Below are 16909 nucleotides of genomic sequence, written 5' to 3'. Positions count from 1 at the left end.
ACAGGTGCTGGTTGATCTGTTCGTGACTCACGGTTGTGACCTCGTTTCGCACTGAAAATAATTGGGGGCGCGTATTATCCAATTTAAGTGCCCCGACGGCAAATGACTTGAGGCAAACCGGTATCCGCTGCCATGACACTGAAACACCCGGGCGCTAGAATAGCCCCGCTCAGGCGTTGACCCATCATCTTCAGGAGATTTCCAGGCCCATGAGTAAAGGTTCCTCAAAGGCTTCATCGCTGCATCATCAACTACTGGCGCCCGGCGCGCCGGAAAAGCCCGCCGACCACCGCAAATGGGGTGAGTTGCACGGCTGCAGCGATGCACTGGCCATTTGTGAAAGTGCTCAGGATCATCACGGCCTGACCCTGGTGGTCACCCGCAGCACCGACGATGCCATTCGCCTGGAACAATCCATCCGGTTTTTCCTGAACCTGCCACCGGAGGAAGACGGCGCCACGGTCACAGAAGATGGCCTGGAACTGCTGTCATTACCGGATTGGGAAACCCTGCCCTACGACCTGTTCTCACCGCACCAGGACATTACTTCCAGGCGCCTGCGCACCCTGCACCGCCTGCCTTCTACCAGACACGGCATTCTTGTGGTGCCAGCACGCACCCTGATGCACAGGCTGGCGCCACCGAGTTACCTGCAGGGCAACACGCTGCTGCTGAAAGTGGGCGAAACCCTGGACATCGATGCCTGGCGCCTGCAACTGGAAGCAGCCGGTTACCACCACGCGGAAAACGTTTACGAACACGGCGAATACGCGGTGCGCGGGGCCATTCTGGACATCTACCCCATGGGCTCGAACCTGCCCTACCGGATTGACCTGTTCGACGACGAAATCGAAACCCTTCGCACCTTTGATCCGGAAACCCAGCGCTCCATTGACCGCATCGAGCAGATTGAACTGCTGCCGGCGCATGAGTTTCCCTGGCACAAACAGGCGCGCTCCGGCTTCCGCAATCGCTGGTTTGAGCATTTCCCGGACGCCGACAAAAATGCCACCGTTTATCAGGACGTGAGCAGCGGCATCACTCCACCGGGTATCGAGTACTATCTGCCACTGTTCTTCGATGAAACCGCGACCCTGTTCGATTACCTCCCGGCCGAAACCCTGGTGTTTACCGCCGACGGCCTGAACGATGCCGTGGCTGCCTTTGATGCCGAAACCCGTGCCCGTTACGAAGACCGCCGACACGACCACCTGCGCCCGATTTTGCCGCCGGGCGAGCTATTCCTTCAGCAGGACGAGGTGTTCGGCCAGTTCAAGCAGTATCCACGGGTGACCTGCGCCAGCAACGAGCTGCAGGGCAACGCTACCCATAATTGCCAGACCGAGTCCTTGCCGGATGTGGCCATGGACGGTCGCGCGGCTGACCCCGCAGGGCGTTTGAAGCGCTTCCTGAACGATTTCACCGGGCGGGTACTGATTTGCGCCGAATCCTCCGGGCGTCGCGAAGCCCTGATCGAGAACCTGTCCGAGCACGGCTTGAAACCAGCGACGGTGGCTAATTGGGATAGCTTCCTGAAAGACGACAAGCACACCCTGGCCATCACCATCGCCCCCATGGAACAGGGCATGCTGCTGCCCGACCAGCACCTTGCGCTGATCACCGAAACCGCCCTGTTCGGGCAACAGGTACTACAGCGCCGGCGGCGGGAAAAACCCACGGAGGTGGACGACTCCGGCTATCGCGACCTGTCCGAACTGCGCGTCGGCTCACCGGTGGTGCATATTGATCACGGCGTGGGCCGTTACAAGGGCCTGGAAACCATCAATGCCGGCGGTCAGGCCGATGAATTCCTGACGCTGGAATACGCCGGTGGCTCCAAACTCTATGTGCCGGTTTCCAACCTGCACCTGATCTCGCGTTATTCCGGCACCGACGAGGAACACGCCCCGCTGCACAAGCTGGGCACCGAGCGCTGGAGCAACGCCAAGCAGAAAGCCCTGGAAAAAATCCGCGACACCGCGGCCGAACTGCTGGATGTCTATGCCCGCCGGGAGGCCCGCAAGGGCTTCCAGTTCGAGGATCCGAAGGAAGCCTACCGGGCCTTCGCCGCCGGCTTCCCGTTCGAGGAGACCCCGGACCAGCAGATCGCCATCCAGTCGGTATTCGAGGACATGACCAGCGAGCAGCCCATGGATCGCCTGGTATGCGGCGATGTCGGCTTCGGCAAGACCGAAGTGGCCATGCGCGCCGCGTTCCTGGCTACCTGGTCCGGCAAACAGGTAGCAGTGCTGGTGCCCACCACCCTGCTGGCCCAGCAGCATTACGAATCCTTCCGGGACCGGTTCTCGGACACCCCGGTGACCGTGGAGCTGCTCAGCCGTTTCCGCAGTGGCAAGCAGACCACCAAAGCCATGGAGGCCATTGAAGAAGGTAAAGCCGATATCGTCATCGGCACTCACAAGCTTTTACAGGGCGACGTGAAGTTCAAAAATCTGGGCCTGGTGATCATCGACGAGGAACACCGCTTTGGCGTGCAGCAGAAGGAAAAACTGAAAGCCCTGCGGGCGGAAGTGGACATGCTCAACCTCACCGCCACACCCATTCCCCGCACCCTGAACATGGCCATGGGCCACCTGCGCGACCTGTCGATCATTGCCACCCCGCCGGCCCGGCGGCTGTCGGTAAAAACCTTTGTACGCCAGCGGGACGACGTCATGGTCAAGGAAGCGATCCTGCGGGAAATCCTGCGGGGCGGTCAGGTGTACTTCCTGCACAACGACGTGGCCACGATTGAAAAGACCGCCGAAGACATCCGAAAGCTGGTGCCCGAGGCGCGGGTGGGAGTGGCCCACGGACAGATGCGCGAACGCCAGCTGGAACAGATCATGTCGGACTTCTACCACAAGCGCTTCAATGTGCTGGTGTGCACCACCATCGTGGAAACCGGCATCGACATCCCCAGCGCCAACACCATCATCATTGAACGTGCGGACAAATTCGGCCTGGCCCAGCTGCACCAGCTTCGGGGCCGGGTCGGCCGCTCGCACCACCAGGCCTACGCCTATTTGCTAACGCCACCGCCCAGGAGCCTGTCGGCCGACGCCAAGAAACGCCTGGATGCCATCGCCGAAGCCCACGACCTGGGCGCCGGCTTCATGCTCGCCACCCACGATCTGGAAATCCGTGGCGCCGGCGAGTTGCTGGGTGAAGAACAGAGCGGCCAGATCGAGACCATTGGCTTCAGCCTCTATATGCAGTTACTGGATGAGGCGGTCAAGGCCATTCGCGAAGGCCGCACCCCCAACGCCGAACTGCCACTGAGCCACGGTACGGAAATGAACCTGCGCATTCCGGCGCTGATTCCCGACGACTATTTGCCGGACGTTCATAACCGCCTGATGCTCTATAAACGCATTGCCAGCGTGAAAAACGAGGAAGAACTCAAAGAGCTGCAGGTGGAGATGATCGACCGTTTCGGTCTGCTGCCAGAGCCGGCGAAGAACCTGGTCAACCAGACCCGCCTGCGCATCAAGGCAGAGACCCTCGGCATTACCAAGGTGGATGCAGGCCGGGAATGGGTGCGCCTGGAATTCGGCCAGTCCACCCCGGTCGATCCGCTGGAACTGGTTAAAAAGGTGCAATCCGCACCAGACGCCTACAAGCTGGAGGGCGCCAACAGCTTTGGCTTCCGGCTGAATGATGACTCCACCAGTGGTAAACTCGATGCCATTGCTGAAATGTTCAGAGAGCTGACGCCACCCGAAGCCGCGCGCAAAGCCTCCTGAACCCGAACGATTCACCGGGAGTGAGCCCTTGCCAATCGACAATTTTTTCAAAAACGCCGCGTTGCTCGCGGCGCTGGCAGCACTACCTGCCGGCACCACCATGGCGCAGTCTCCCGTCGACGGAGACGTACCGGACGACTATTACCGTGCCGAACTGGTGATTCTCGAACGACTGGTTGATCCGTCGGATGTGGAAGAACGCATGGCCGACAAACAGGTGGCGCCACCGGTCAGTTCCAGGACCAACCTGTGGGTGGAAGGTGAAAACGGTTCGCGCGCCAGCGATCTCAAGCTGGTGAGCCCTGGCGACATGCACCTGGGGCAGTCTGCCGAGCGACTGGAGAACAGTGGTCGCTACCGGGTGCTGGCCACTGCCGGCTGGTATCAGGGCTTCCCCCCTGAAGAAGACACCGGCCCCATGCGCGTTGCCCTGGGTGAGTGGCTGGCGGCCGCCGGCCATCGTGAAATCGAAGGCACGATTCGCATAGAGCGCCGCCGCTATCTGCATGTGGATGTCGACCTGAACCACTGGCAAATCACCGATGATGCGCTGGAGCAGGCCCGAAGGAAAGCCGAGGCTGCGGCCGCGGCAAGGCAGGAAGACACCGGAAAAGAGTCTCTGGAGGCCGGATCAGGCCTGGCCGAAGCAAGCCCGGAAGCCGGCGGCGACCAGCCTGCACCCGTGGTGCTGCCCAAGGCCGATCCCGAGCTGATCACCTGGATCCGGGAAACCCGGCGCATGCGCAGCGGGGAAATCCACTTTATTGATTCCCCCACCATCGGCGTGCTGGTTTATTTCGAACCCATTGAAAACGACTGAACCGGTCGTTAATCCTTGCTGCCCAGCCGGCCAAGGTCGGCTACCGATTGCTCCAGAATCCGCTTCACGCCGGTCATGCCCTGCTCGATGGCGGCCTCAATCTCGTCTATGGTGATGATGGCCTCGGTTTTGCCGGCAGCCCAGTTCACCACCAGTGCCAGACAGGAATAGCGCATGCCCAGCTCGGCGGCCAGCACCGCTTCCGGCATGCCAGTCATACCCACCAGATCACACCCGTCCCGCTCCATGCGTTTTATCTCCGCGGCCGTCTCCAGGCGGGGGCCCTGAGTGGCACCATACACACCAAAATCCGAAAAAGGCACGCCGGCCTTTCGGGCACTTTCAACCAACAACTGCCGGCTGTCTTCGCAATAGGGCCAGGTAAAATCGATGTGGGTGGTACTCTCCAGCTCTCCTTCAAAAAAAGTGCTGGCGCGCCCCCAGGTATAGTCGATCAACTGGTCCGGTATCACCACACGAGCCGGGCCCATGTCCCGGTGAATGCCGCCAACCGCATTCACACCAACCACGGTGCGCACGCCGGCGTCATAAAGCGCCTGGAGATTGGCCCGGTAATTCACCTGGTGTGGCGGAATCCGGTGCGGATTGCCATGGCGGGCCAGGAACACCACTTCCTGCTCGCCCAGTCGGCCTTTAACCAGCCGGTCAGAAGGCTCCCCCCAGTTGGTCACCACCTGTTGCTCCCCCTCAATCACCAGACCGCTGAGCCGGGTCAGCCCGGTGCCGCCGATAATACCGACCGGGCCGGTTGCAAACTGCTCACTCATGATTTTTCTCCTGCGCCTGCCGATTGTGCATTCTCCTGGCCCGGGCCATTGGTCGGCTCCCCTTCCCCGGCCTGCGCGGCAACGGCTTCGTTCACCTGCACGCCATCGGGCAGGTGCAAGGTGCGCGTCGGGAAAGCGATTTCCGCGCCGTGGTTATGGATGATCTCGGATATTTTCAACAACACATCTTCCTTCACCTGGTGGTAACGCACCCACTGGGTGGTTTTGGTAAAGGTGTACACCATGATATCCAGTGACGATGCATTGAATGCCAGAAAGTTCACAATCAGCGTCTGGTCAGTGGCAATTTCCTCATGGTTTTCCAGCATGCTGCGGATATCATCGACAATCGCCCTCATGCTTCTGACATCGGCATACCGAATACCCACGGTTTCGGAAATCCGCCGATGAAACATGCGCGAGGGATTTTCTACCGCAATGGTGGTGAACGTTGAATTGGGCACGTAGAGCGGGCGGTGATCGAAAGTACGGATGGTCGTCAGCCGCCAGCCAATGTGTTCCACCGTACCTTCAATGTTACGGTCCGGTGAACGCACCCAGTCTCCTACCTTGAACGGCCGGTCCAGATGGATAATGAAGCCACCGAAGAAATTGGCCAGCAAATCCTTGGCGGCAAAACCCACGGCAATACCACCCACACCCCCAAACGCCAGCACACCGGAAATACTGAAGCCCAGGGTTTGCAACGCCGTCAGCACAGCCGTGATGATGATAACGGCCCGCAACAACTTGCTGATGGCATTCACCGTGGTGTAGTCCATCGGCTTGCGCATTTTGAGCGGCGAGACCAGAATCTGCTCGATTTGCTTCACCAACGCGAACAGAAACCAGACAATGACCCAGACCACACCTACCTGCAGAAACGCCCCGTTGTAAGTGAACACATCCGCCTGGGAGAAATGATGAGCCACTTCGGCGGCCCAGAACACACCCTGCACCCAGACAAACGCCACCAACGGCCGACGGGCCGCGTGCAAAAAGACATCATCCCAGAGGTTGTCGGTCTTGCTGAATTTCTTTTCCAGCGCCAGCACGATACGGCTGACAATAAAAGCGGTGGTGGCTGTGCCAAATACCAGCAGGAACACCAGAATACCCGCGCGCCAGGCTTCGGACATGAGCCCGAAGCCTTTGATCCACTCGTTCAGTACATTCAGCATCTGGCCTACCATTCATTCCTCTGAAAACTGTCAGTTCAGGTGATGTCCACCAGCGTGCCCGCAAGGACCTGTTCAAACAGGTCCGCAACATCGGCATTACGCATGCGCACACAACCGTGGGAGCGGGCAACACCCATGGGCTCGCCGTCCGGTGTACCGTGGATGTAAATAAAGCGGCGAAAGGTATCCACGCCCGGCCCGCGATTCACACCCCATTCCGTGCCGCAGAGCCACAGAATGCGGGTGAGTATCCAGTCCCGGCCCGGGTATTGCTCAGCCAGTTCCGGACAGTAAAGCTCACCGGTGGGTCGGCGGCCTCGAAAGACCGTATTCACCGGCTGGCGGGCACCGATTCTGGCACGGATGTAGTGTCGCCCGCGCGGCGTACAACCACTGCCGTCCCGCTCACCGGCGCCGTTCAGGCCGGTGGATACCGGCCAACGATCCACGGGCGTACCGTTGGCACCAAACAGCGTTAACGTCTGCTCGGCCAGGGAAATGGCAATACGGGGGTAAGGATCGGGATGTGCTGACATGGGGCAAGATTACCCGAGCCCGACGCACCCCGGCAAGCACCGGTTCAGTGGCCGTGGGGCGGCTGCTGGATCTTGTCGGCGGCTTTCATGCCGGCAGCCAGGAAGGGCACCAGCCGGGCGGCTATTTCCTGCACACTGGTTTCCACGCCAATCTTGGCTTCCAGTATGTCGATCAGGGCATCACTGCTGGACATGGTAAAGGCCGTCGCGCCCAGCATGAACTGGATCCGCCAGTAGCGGTCCACCGCCGACAGTTCCGGTGTGGCTTCTTTCAACAGGCGCATGAAGCGGCCGAAGGGTTCGCTGTACTCCTCCTCGAGAAACTTGCGCAAGTGACCCTGGGATTGGGTGTAGGCAAGGCCCAGCAGGCGCATGAAAATCGAGATCCCCTTGTCATTACGCTGGGGCATGCGGGCCGTGCTTTCAGCCAGGGCCCAGAGGATCCGGTCCAGGGACGGCGCATCGCCCTGGCTTTCCGCTTCCAGCTCGTCGAATGCCTCATCGAGGGTCGCGGAATAGGGGGTGAGGAAGCGGGCAAATACCGCATGAATCAGTTCGTTCTTCGAGCCGAAATGGTAGTTCACCGCCGCCAGATTCACTTTGGCCTTGCTGGTGATCATGCGCAGGGAGGTTTCCGCAAAGCCGCGCTCGGCAAACAGAACTTCGGCGGCATCAAGAATGCGGTCAACGGTATCGGACTGGGCCATGGAGCGGGAAACCTTTGGGCAATTTCGTTTGAAACATACGTTTCAAACGAAATTATGTCAAGTTGCCTTCGATGACGGCTCAGCGCGCTCCGACTCGGGGGTGGCCTCAACTTCCGTCTCATCCTGAGCGGATTCGGGTTCCTCGCCAGCCACCGGCTCACGGGTTTCAGCCGCCACACTCGGCCAGCCCCGATCAATGGCTTTCTGGTGGCCGGCAAAGAAATCCTCCTGGGCGCGGTTGTAGGCCTTTTCGGCTTCCAGCATGAAAATGAGATACAGGCGGATCCGGTCACGGCGAGTGAGCCAGCCGGTCAGTGCGCGATGTTCCGACAGTTGGGTCAGCGGGCGAAACCGGCGGTGCCTGAGCGTCGGGTTGTAATCGGCCATACGCAGGCACTGCCAGGCCAGCCCCTCCTTGCCTTCCAGATGAGCAGCATGCTTTCGGGCATCGCGTAGCAACTGCTGGCGTTTGAACACAAGGTCCATGTAGGAAGGGTTGTCGGTGTAGACCCGGCGGATAAAGGGCACGCCCAATAAGAGGATGATAACAAAGGCACCCAGGCCGCCGCCGGCCAGCCAGGCGGGAACGTAACCGGTCAGGCCGCTGAGAAACACCGAAGCGGCCACCAGCGCACTGAAAATCCACAGGTCCCGGTTGCGCCGGGCGGCCGCCATGCTGAAATTGTCCGGCCAGTCCGACATGGACAGCAGGTTGAAATCCATCAGCATCACCCGGTCACACTGGCGGAGCAACAACCGCAACTTGCGTTGCTGTGACTGGGCCAGGGATTTTTCCAGTTCCTCAGAGTCGTGGTCGGCTTCCTCGCCAGACTCTTCGCCCGATTCATCGCCTGCCGGTTCGGAGACGTCCTCCACCTCTGCCGGTTGTGCTGGCCCGGACGGGTAGTCGTCACTTCCGGTTGCGGGTGTTGGCGATTCCGGGGCCTCGGGAGCGGGATCGGCAGCACGCCCCGGGTGCAGGACTGCCCCGGGATTGTCGGTGTTTTTATGCGCCGCGCTGTTCTCTGCCATGACTGTTCTTGCCTGTTTTTCCGTTACAATCGGGTATCGACTTTTACCCGGGTTTCTTGACCCCATTTCCCCAGAGGGTCTGTTATTCTGTCGCCCGAATCAAATCCAAGCAGGAGATTGTCATGTTCACAGGTATTGTTCAGGGGGTTGCCACCATCGCGGAAATCACCCGGGCACCAGGCCTCAACACTCTGGCGGTGCGCTTCCCGGAAGATCAGGTGGACGGAGTCAGCATTGGCGCGTCAGTAGCCATCAACGGCACCTGCCTGACTGTAACCCGCCAACAAGACAATGTCCTGTATTTCGATGCCATGCAGGAAACGCTGCGTGCCACCACGCTTGGAGAGCTGCAGGAAGGCGATTCCGTAAATTTTGAACGGGCAGCACGCATTGGCGATGAGATTGGCGGCCACCTGCTCAGTGGTCACATTCACACCACCGCCACCATCGTGGAAATCGTGCGGTCCGAGAACAACGTAACGCTGTGGTTCGAAGTGCCGGAAGCCTGGGCGCCCTATCTGTTCGCCAAGGGGTACATTGCCATCAACGGAGCCAGCCTGACCATTGGTGAGGTGGCGGGCAACCGGTTCAATGTCCATCTGATCCCGGAAACCCTGCGGGCAACCACCTTTGGTCAGGCCCGGGAAACCCAGCGGGTCAACATTGAAGTGGACAGCCAGACCCAGACCATTGTTGATACCCTGGCCCGGCTTGGTTACGACAGGCCCGCCAGCTGAATTACCGGCGCGCCGGTAATTGCCGAAAGGCCCGGTACACGGTGAACCTGCGGTTCTGGGCCAGTTTTTCCGCCGGCCCGATATGCCGGTTGATCAGCGCTTCGTAGGGCAGGAAGCTGTTCGCCACCAGCCGCAGTTCACCACCCGGCTCCAGGTGGCGTGCCACCTGAGCCAGAAACTGCTCGGTCATGGAGGTGTCTGTTTTTATACCACTGTGAAAAGGCGGGTTGCTGACAACCGCCTGCCAACGGCCTTCAAGACCGGCCAGGCCATCCGAGGCGTAAATGTCGCCAGCCACCCTGTTCTTTTCATAGGTGGCCCGGGCACAATCCACCGCCTGGGCCTGAACATCCAGCCCGTCCACCCGGCCGGGCTTCTCTGCCCTGGCCTTGCGAAAAGCCTGCAACCAGCTACCAATCACACCCGCCCCGCAGGCAAAGTCCAGTACACGCTCGGCTTTTAACGGATGCCCGGACAGGGTTTCCAGCAGCAGTCTGGTGCCCTCATCGAGCCCATCCAGGCTGAACACACCGGGCAATCCGGCAACCGGCCATTCGATGCCCGCACTGGACAGGGTCTGCCACTGCAGCCAGTCAGAAGGATCGAAAGAAGCCGGAGGAGCCTGGTTGTGCCCCAGCCAAACCTGGCAATGGCGGGCGCTGTCCACTTTCATGGCACCTTCAACCGCTCCCTGAAACTGCCGTGCGGCCCCGGCAATGCCTTCTTTTTTACCACCAATGAGCAGCAGCGTGGCGCCTTCCCGGCCCAGATGCCGTGCCAGTGCCAGCCGCAAATCCAGCTCGGCTCGGGCTTTGGGCAAGAACACCACCACGGTGTCAAAGCCACCGCCCTGCCCTTTCGGGCAACGGTAACCGAAACAGGCCTGCCACCCGGGCTGTTCAGCCAGCTGGCTGTAAATCCCGGCATGCTCGCTCATGGCCAGACCGGACCCCGGGCATTGCGAAAGCAACGCCGGGTCCGACACTCCCAGCAACGCGACCCGGCCTTCCAGCAGCTCGCGGTTGCGCAGCAGTACATCGTGAGTATTGGCTAGCGTGGCCATTAATCGCAGTCTGCCTCCGGGTTCTGGTGCATGGTGGCCTGAGCCAGGTCCAGCAGCTCACGCAGAGCAACCGAAAACATGGCGTATTCAGGCTCCCGGACATTCTTCAACTCGGCCAGCATTGACTTCCAGCGCTCCAGCATGGGCTGGTGTTTTTCCTGCCACTGCTGCAGGCATTCGCTGACGTTCTCGGGTTTTTCCGCCATTTGCAGAACGCCGGTGGTCAATGCCCGCTGCTGCCAGTCCAGATCCTCGCGGAAACTCTCCCGGGCCAGGGCCTGCCAATGGGAAGCCGGTGTGAGCGCGGCAATGGCATCGGCAAACCAGGTCAGATCGAGTTGGTCGCCCAGCTCGTAGTACAGGTTGGCCACGGTCTTCAGCGGCATGCCTGTGGCCTCTCGAGCCTCGATAATGCCCAGGGAGGAATACAGGTAGCCGGTACCGGCCAGCACCGAGGTCAGGTCTTTCGGCACACCCGCTTCCACCAGCTCATCGTGGCGTTTTTCCCAGTTCTTGCGGGCCTGTTCCCCCAGGTAATCCGGCAGGCTGGAGGTAATGGCCCAGACACCGTCGGCAAAGCGTTCCATATGGCTCTGAATGTTCAGCTCGGCGCGTCGGTTGCGTAGCAGCCAACGCACAGCCCGGCGGATCACTCGCATCAAGTCCTGCATGAGCTGCATCTGAAGCTTGGCGGACACCTGATAATCCAGCGATTCAATTTTGTCCCACCAGCTATCCAGACGGAACACATCGCGAGCGATGATCCAGGCCAGGGCAATGGAGGGCGCATCGGCCCCGGTGGACTGGCTCAACCGCTCAACGAAGGTGATGCCCATATGGTTCACCATGTCGTTGGCAATCTGGGTGGCGATGATTTCCCGGCGCAGCTGGTGTTCTCCCAGCTCCTTGTGGAATTTCTGGTTAAGCGCCTGCGGGAATACCTTGTACATCTCGCCGGCCAGCAGCGGGTTGTCCGGCAAGGAGCTGTCTATCAGGGTCTGTTTGAGGTCGCCCTTCACATAGGAGATCAACACCGACAGCTCTGGCCGGGTCAGACCGGTCTTGGCCATCTTGCGCTCGGCCAGGGTTTCATCATTGGGCAGGAACTCCAGTTCCCGGTTCAGCTTGCCCTCGCTCTCCATGGTGTTCATCAGTCGCCGGAACTCTTCCAGGCGTGTAGCGGTATCATCACTGGCAATGCTGATCGCCTGGGTCTGGCGATAGTTGTTCTTCAACACCAATGTGGCGACATCGTCGGTCATGTCTTCGAGCATGATATTTCGCTGCTTGCCGGTCAGGTCGCCCATGGCCACGGCCCGGTTGAGCAGGATCTTCATGTTCACTTCATGGTCCGAGCAATCCACGCCACCGGAGTTATCAATGAAGTCGGTGTTCAGGCGACCGCCCCTGAGCGCATATTCGATGCGTCCGAGCTGGGTCATGCCCAGGTTGCCGCCTTCACCGACCACCTTGCAGCGCAGCTCGCTGCCATTGATACGCAGCGCGTCGTTGGCCTTGTCGCCGACATCGCTATGGCTTTCCGAGGAGCCTTTCACGTAGGTGCCAATGCCACCTACCCACAGCAGGTCTACCTGGGCCTTGAGAATGTGGCTGATCAGCATGTTGGGCGGCACCCGGTCGGCCTTGATGCCCAGCAGCTTTTTCATTTCCGGGCTGACGGGAATGGACTTGGCACTACGACTGAACACCCCGCCGCCCTTGGAAATCAGCTTGCTGTCGAAATCGGTCCAGGCGGAACGGGGCGCCTTGAACAGGCGCAGACGCTCCTTGTAGCTCTTCTCGGCATCCGGCTCAGGATCAATAAAGATATGGATATGGTTAAACGCCGCCACCAGGCGGGTTTTCTCGGAGCACAACAGGCCATTGCCAAACACGTCGCCGCCCATGTCGCCAATACCGATGGCGGTGAACTCGTCTTCAGCGGTGTTGATGCCCATTTCACGGAAATGTCGCTCCACCGACACCCAGGCGCCACGGGCGGTGATGCCCATTTTCTTGTGGTCGTAGCCGTTGGAACCACCTGAGGCGAAGGCATCGCCCATCCAGAACCCGTATTCCGCCGCCAGGCCGTTGGCGATGTCGGAGAAGGTCGCTGTGCCCTTGTCGGCCGCCACCACCAGGTAGTGGTCATCGTCATCCTGGCGCACCACGTTTTCCGGCGGCTGAATGCCGAAATCCACCAGGTTGTCGGTGATGTCCAGCAGGCCGCGAATGAAGGTCTTGTAGGCGGCAATGCCCTCCGCCTGGAAGGCTTCCCGGTCAGAAGGGTCCGGCAGTTGTTTGGCGACAAAACCACCCTTGGCGCCCACCGGCACGATCACCGCGTTTTTCACCTGCTGGGCTTTCACCAGGCCAAGAATCTCGGTGCGGTAATCCTCGAAACGGTCGGACCAGCGCAGACCGCCCCGGGCCACTTTGCCCCCGCGCAAGTGAACGCCTTCAATACGCGGCGAGTACACGAAGATTTCGTACATGGGCAGCGGCAGAGGCATGTCCGGAATCTGCGTGGGGTCGAATTTCACACTGATGTACGGCTTGGGCTGGCCATCGGCATCGGGCTGATAGAAGTTGGTGCGCAGGGTGGCCTGCATCAGTTCCAGATAAAGACGCAGCACCCGGTCTTCGCTCAGATTTTCCACCTGATCCAGGCCGGCATTGAACTCAATCTCCAGCTTTTGCTGGGCCGCCTCTCGCTTGCCCTTGCTCTGACCCCGTTCCGGGTTGAAACGGGCGTCAAAGAATTCCAGCAGAATGCGGGTCAGCTCCACGTGGCCAACCAGCGTATTGGAAATGAACGTCTGACTGTTGGAGAAGCGAATCTGGCGCATGTAGCGGGCGTAAGTGCGCAGCAGGGCAATCTCACGCCAGCTCATGTAGGAGGACAGCAGCAGGCGGTTGAAGGCGTCGTTCTCTGCCTCGCCATGCCACACTTTACGGAACAGATCCTCGAAAATGGGCCGGATACGGTGGATATCCACCACCGCACTGTCGTGAGTCTGCAGGGTGAAGTCGTGGATCCAGACCGTTCTGCCGCCATGGTCGCGCACCTCGAACGGGTGCTCGCCGATCACCCGGAAGCCCAGGTTATCGAAAATGGGCATCACGTCAGACAATGGCAACGGTTCGTCCGGGTAAAACAGTTTGAAATGCAGGGTGGTTTCGTCTTCCTCCAGGGCCCGGTAAAAACTCATGGTCAGGTCTTTACTGGCACAGGCTCCTGAGATGTGTTCCAGATCAATAGCCGCTCGGCGCGCAGAGAACATATCGGTATAGCTGGCCGGAAAGCCACTGCCCCAAAGCCGGTAGAGCTCGTTGCCGCGCTCCTCCCCGTAGGTTTCGCTCAGGGCTTCGCTCAGGCCATCACGCCAGGATTGCGCCAGCTCAATCACCTTGTTGCGGATTTTGGTCAGCGGGATTTCCCGGTTTTCCATCTGCGGTACACGAATGGTGAACTGCACCCTGGCCAGTACCGATTCCGAGAAATGGGTAACAAACTCGATGTCTTCGGCTTCCAGCTGTTCGCGAAGCACCTGTTCAACTTTCAGCCGCAGCTCGGTGTTGTAGATATCCCGCGGGAAAAACGCCAGGCAGGTGACGAACTGCCCGTACACGTCTTCACGCATGAACAGTTCAATGCGCCGGCGTTCCTGGATATACAGAATGTTCTTGGCAACGCTCAGCAGCTCTTCATCGGCAATCTGGAACAGCTCGTCCCGGGGGTAAACGGTCAGAATCTGCTCCAGCTCCTTGCCCGCGTAATCGTCGGTCAGAAACCCGGAACGCTCCATAACGGTCCGGAATTTGCGCCGCAGCAGGGGAATTTCCACCGGCCGCTCGTTATAGGCACGGGCGGTATACAGGCCCAGGAACCGGCGTTCGCCAACCACTTCGCCCTTGTTGTTGAATTTCTTGACCGCAATGTAATCCGGGTAAGCCGGCCGGTGTACCCGTGAGCGCTGGGCTGACTTGGCGAAAATGAAGACATCGTCAGTGCGGGTCATTTCCTGGCGGGTGCGCTGGGGCAGCTCGTTGAGCCGCACGCTGTCCGGGCGTTCGTTGTTGACCCGGAGGATACCCAGCTCGGAATTGGCCACCCGGGTGACTTCCATGCCCTTCTTGTCGGACACAAAGTCGTATTCGTCATAACCCAGGAAGGTGAAGTGGTCATCAGCCATCCAGCGCAGGAAGGCCTGGGCTTCTTTTTTCTCCTCGGCGGTAATGCCGGCGGTGGTGTTCTCCAGCTCCTCGCAGATTTCCTTGACCCGCTCCTGCATGGGGCTGAAATCCCCCACGGCGATGCGCACTTCGTGCAGCACGGTTTGCAGGCCCTGTTCAAGCGCACGCAGGTCTTCGGGATCACTGTGGCGGTCAATTTCCAGCACGATAAACGCTTCAAACGCGGCGTCCTTGCTGGCCTTGCGGGCAGGATTGGGGTGCAGTTTCTTAAGCTTGCCACTGCTTTCCCGCTCCACCTGGAAAATCGAATGCTGCAGGGAATGGGTGCCGATTTCCTGCCGGTTTATGGCCATGCGCAGGGAATCAATCAGGAAGGGAATATTCGGATGCAGAATGAAAATGACAGTGTGGGTGGACTGCCAGCCGTCGCTTTCAAGTTCGGGATTGAACACGGCGACCGGCGTTTCATCGGCGCCGCGTTTCTGCAGGAACTGCCAGGCGGCCAGGACCGCCCCGTAGGTGTCGGAGAAGCGGCGACTGACCAGCTCCTCCAGCGGAATATGGGCGTAATGCTGTCGGGCGAACTCGATGACCTTCCTGGCTTCGGTTTTGGCGAGTTTATCCGAAAACGCATCGGCCAGTTGTTCAAAAAACTGTTCCTTGCTGGCGATTGTCAGCGCATTCATATTCCGACCCCTGATTTTGTTATGGGAAATAAAGGCAGCTTGCTCATGCTGTTATCAGCATAGTCAAACCTTTGATTTCTGCCGTCAAGTCGGGATATATGCGGCTTACGGATTAGTTGGTCAGCTGTTGATCAATCACCAGATTCACCGGCTCACCCTGTTCCGGCTCCACCACTTTTGCTTCCACCTGACCCTGCCAGTCTCCCGGCTGCGGATTAACGCTGCCACTGGTGGTCAGGCGGGCGACAACCAGCACCTCTTCCTGGGCGGAGATAGCGCTGTTAGCCGACATCGCATAGTTATCGTCCAGATGAATGGTGGTGGGCAGGTCACCTGCCGTCATGCGGGCCACGGCAACCGGGGCGCCGCCCCGGGCCGACAGCGGCCGGGCAAAAACAAACAGGGTGGTGTCGGAATCAACCTGCTGCTGCACATCCTCGGGCAGGGAGATGCGCAGCGATACGCCGGCGCTCGCCACCGGTTCCGGCTGCTCGGCACTGGCCTGACCGGAAGGCGGCGTTTGCCCCAGCCGCCGGTAGGCTTCCTTGATGCCTTCCTGTATGGATTCAGCCTGCGGATGATCGGGGGCCACGGCAATAATCCGCTCCCAGTACTCGATCGCCCGCTCATAGTTTTCTTCGCCGAAGGCACTGATGCCCAGCAGGCCCAGCGCGTTCACTTCGTCTTCATTCAGTGCCAGCGCCGCTTCCACCAGCTCTTCCACCTCGCCGGTGATCCGGCCATTGCTGGCAAAAAACCGCGCCTGGGCGGCCAGACCCAGCGCCGATGCACTGGCGCCGTCACTTTCTTCGGTAACCCGGGCCAGCTCTCGATAAGCCTCGGCGGCTTCCTCATAACGCTGCAGACGCATGTAGGTCTGCCCCAGCATGGCCCAGCCATCGGCGTTATCAGGATTGGCCCGCAAACGCTCGCGCAGTTGGTCCGCCAGCTCCGCCATGCGGGCACTCTGGTTGCCGCCGGAGCTTTCCATTTCCTGCATGGCACGGAACTGCTCCAGCTCGTCCATGGCCCCCCATTCCTGGTAACCGAAGTAGGTGCCCACCGGCAGAAATACCAGGGCAATCAACACCACCGCCATGGCACTCTTGCGCCCCGGCACCCGCTTGCCCGGCACTTCATTTTCCGGCACATCATCAAGCATGGAGCCGGCCAGCTCCTCCTTCAGCTGCTGATAACTTTTTTCGTCCAGCACGCCGGCTTCGTATTCGTCGTCCAGTTCCTGCTGTCGGGTTCGGTAGGCAATCAGGTTCTGATTGCGGATATCCGCCTCCACCCGGGCCTGCGAACGGCGGAAAAACACCGGATACAGCACGAACAACAAGGCAAAGAGAATAAATACCGTAGCGGCAATCCAGAAGGTATCGGTCATGAAGTTATCATCGCGGTTCGGAATGA

Annotated in this window: 11 protein-coding genes; 3 read left to right on the top strand and 8 right to left on the bottom strand. The window is 59.8% G+C overall.

Translation table 11 applies throughout. The annotated features are described in order from the left end of the window. Positions 1 to 209: 209 nt before the first annotated feature. The gene (gene mfd / locus BMZ63_RS04735; protein ID WP_091702341.1) at positions 210 to 3746 is read left to right on the top strand and encodes a transcription-repair coupling factor; all 3537 of its coding nucleotides are present in this window, start codon (positions 210 to 212) and stop codon (positions 3744 to 3746) included. 28 nt (positions 3747 to 3774) lie between these two features. Continuing rightward, entirely contained in the window at positions 3775 to 4566 is a 792-nt protein-coding gene (locus BMZ63_RS04730; RefSeq protein WP_227663518.1) for a CsiV family protein, read from the top strand. Between the two features lie 8 nt (positions 4567 to 4574). Here the strand turns inward: BMZ63_RS04730 and BMZ63_RS04725 are convergent, their stop codons facing one another. The 5 genes from BMZ63_RS04725 to BMZ63_RS04705 are packed head-to-tail and all read right to left on the bottom strand — an operon-like array spanning position 4575 to position 8810. After that, positions 4575 to 5354, bottom strand: a complete 780-nt coding sequence (locus BMZ63_RS04725) for an S-methyl-5'-thioinosine phosphorylase (protein WP_091702338.1) — start codon at positions 5352 to 5354, stop codon at positions 4575 to 4577. Continuing rightward, positions 5351 to 6547, bottom strand: coding sequence for a mechanosensitive ion channel family protein (locus tag BMZ63_RS04720; RefSeq protein ID WP_091702335.1), 1197 nt, complete (start codon positions 6545 to 6547; stop codon positions 5351 to 5353). Before BMZ63_RS04720 ends, BMZ63_RS04725 begins: the two co-directional genes overlap by 4 nt. A gap of 23 nt (positions 6548 to 6570) precedes the next feature. Further along, the gene (locus BMZ63_RS04715) at positions 6571 to 7071 is read right to left on the bottom strand and encodes a L,D-transpeptidase (protein WP_091702332.1); all 501 of its coding nucleotides are present in this window, start codon (positions 7069 to 7071) and stop codon (positions 6571 to 6573) included. 44 nt (positions 7072 to 7115) lie between these two features. After that, positions 7116 to 7778 (bottom strand): TetR/AcrR family transcriptional regulator, encoded by a 663-nt coding sequence (locus BMZ63_RS04710; RefSeq protein WP_091702329.1) that lies wholly within the window; start codon positions 7776 to 7778, stop codon positions 7116 to 7118. Between the two features lie 57 nt (positions 7779 to 7835). Beyond that, complete coding sequence (locus BMZ63_RS04705) at positions 7836 to 8810, bottom strand: hypothetical protein (RefSeq protein ID WP_227663517.1); 975 nt, start codon at positions 8808 to 8810, stop codon at positions 7836 to 7838. A gap of 122 nt (positions 8811 to 8932) precedes the next feature. On the opposite strand from BMZ63_RS04705, the gene BMZ63_RS04700 reads away from it, so the two are divergent. Then, a complete protein-coding gene (locus BMZ63_RS04700; protein ID WP_091702327.1) occupies positions 8933 to 9547 on the top strand; it encodes a riboflavin synthase subunit alpha in 615 nt (204 codons plus the stop codon). 1 nt (position 9548) lies between these two features. Here BMZ63_RS04700 and BMZ63_RS04695 read toward each other — a convergent pair whose 3' ends face one another. The 3 genes from BMZ63_RS04695 to ccmI form a co-directional block, all read right to left on the bottom strand. Beyond that, entirely contained in the window at positions 9549 to 10610 is a 1062-nt protein-coding gene (locus BMZ63_RS04695; protein WP_091702324.1) for a methyltransferase, read from the bottom strand. Further along, entirely contained in the window at positions 10610 to 15493 is a 4884-nt protein-coding gene (locus tag BMZ63_RS04690) for an NAD-glutamate dehydrogenase (protein WP_091702321.1), read from the bottom strand. The genes BMZ63_RS04695 and BMZ63_RS04690 overlap by 1 nt, the downstream gene beginning before the upstream one ends. A gap of 112 nt (positions 15494 to 15605) precedes the next feature. Further along, entirely contained in the window at positions 15606 to 16883 is a 1278-nt protein-coding gene (gene ccmI, locus BMZ63_RS04685) for a c-type cytochrome biogenesis protein CcmI (RefSeq protein ID WP_091702318.1), read from the bottom strand. Between the last annotated feature and the right edge of the window lie 26 nt (positions 16884 to 16909).

Origin of the sequence: Marinobacter persicus (assembly GCF_900114155.1) — a bacterium.
Taxonomy (GTDB): domain Bacteria; phylum Pseudomonadota; class Gammaproteobacteria; order Pseudomonadales; family Oleiphilaceae; genus Marinobacter; species Marinobacter persicus.
Note: the sequence above shows the minus strand (reverse complement) of the source record. Positions and strands in the feature narration are given on the sequence as shown.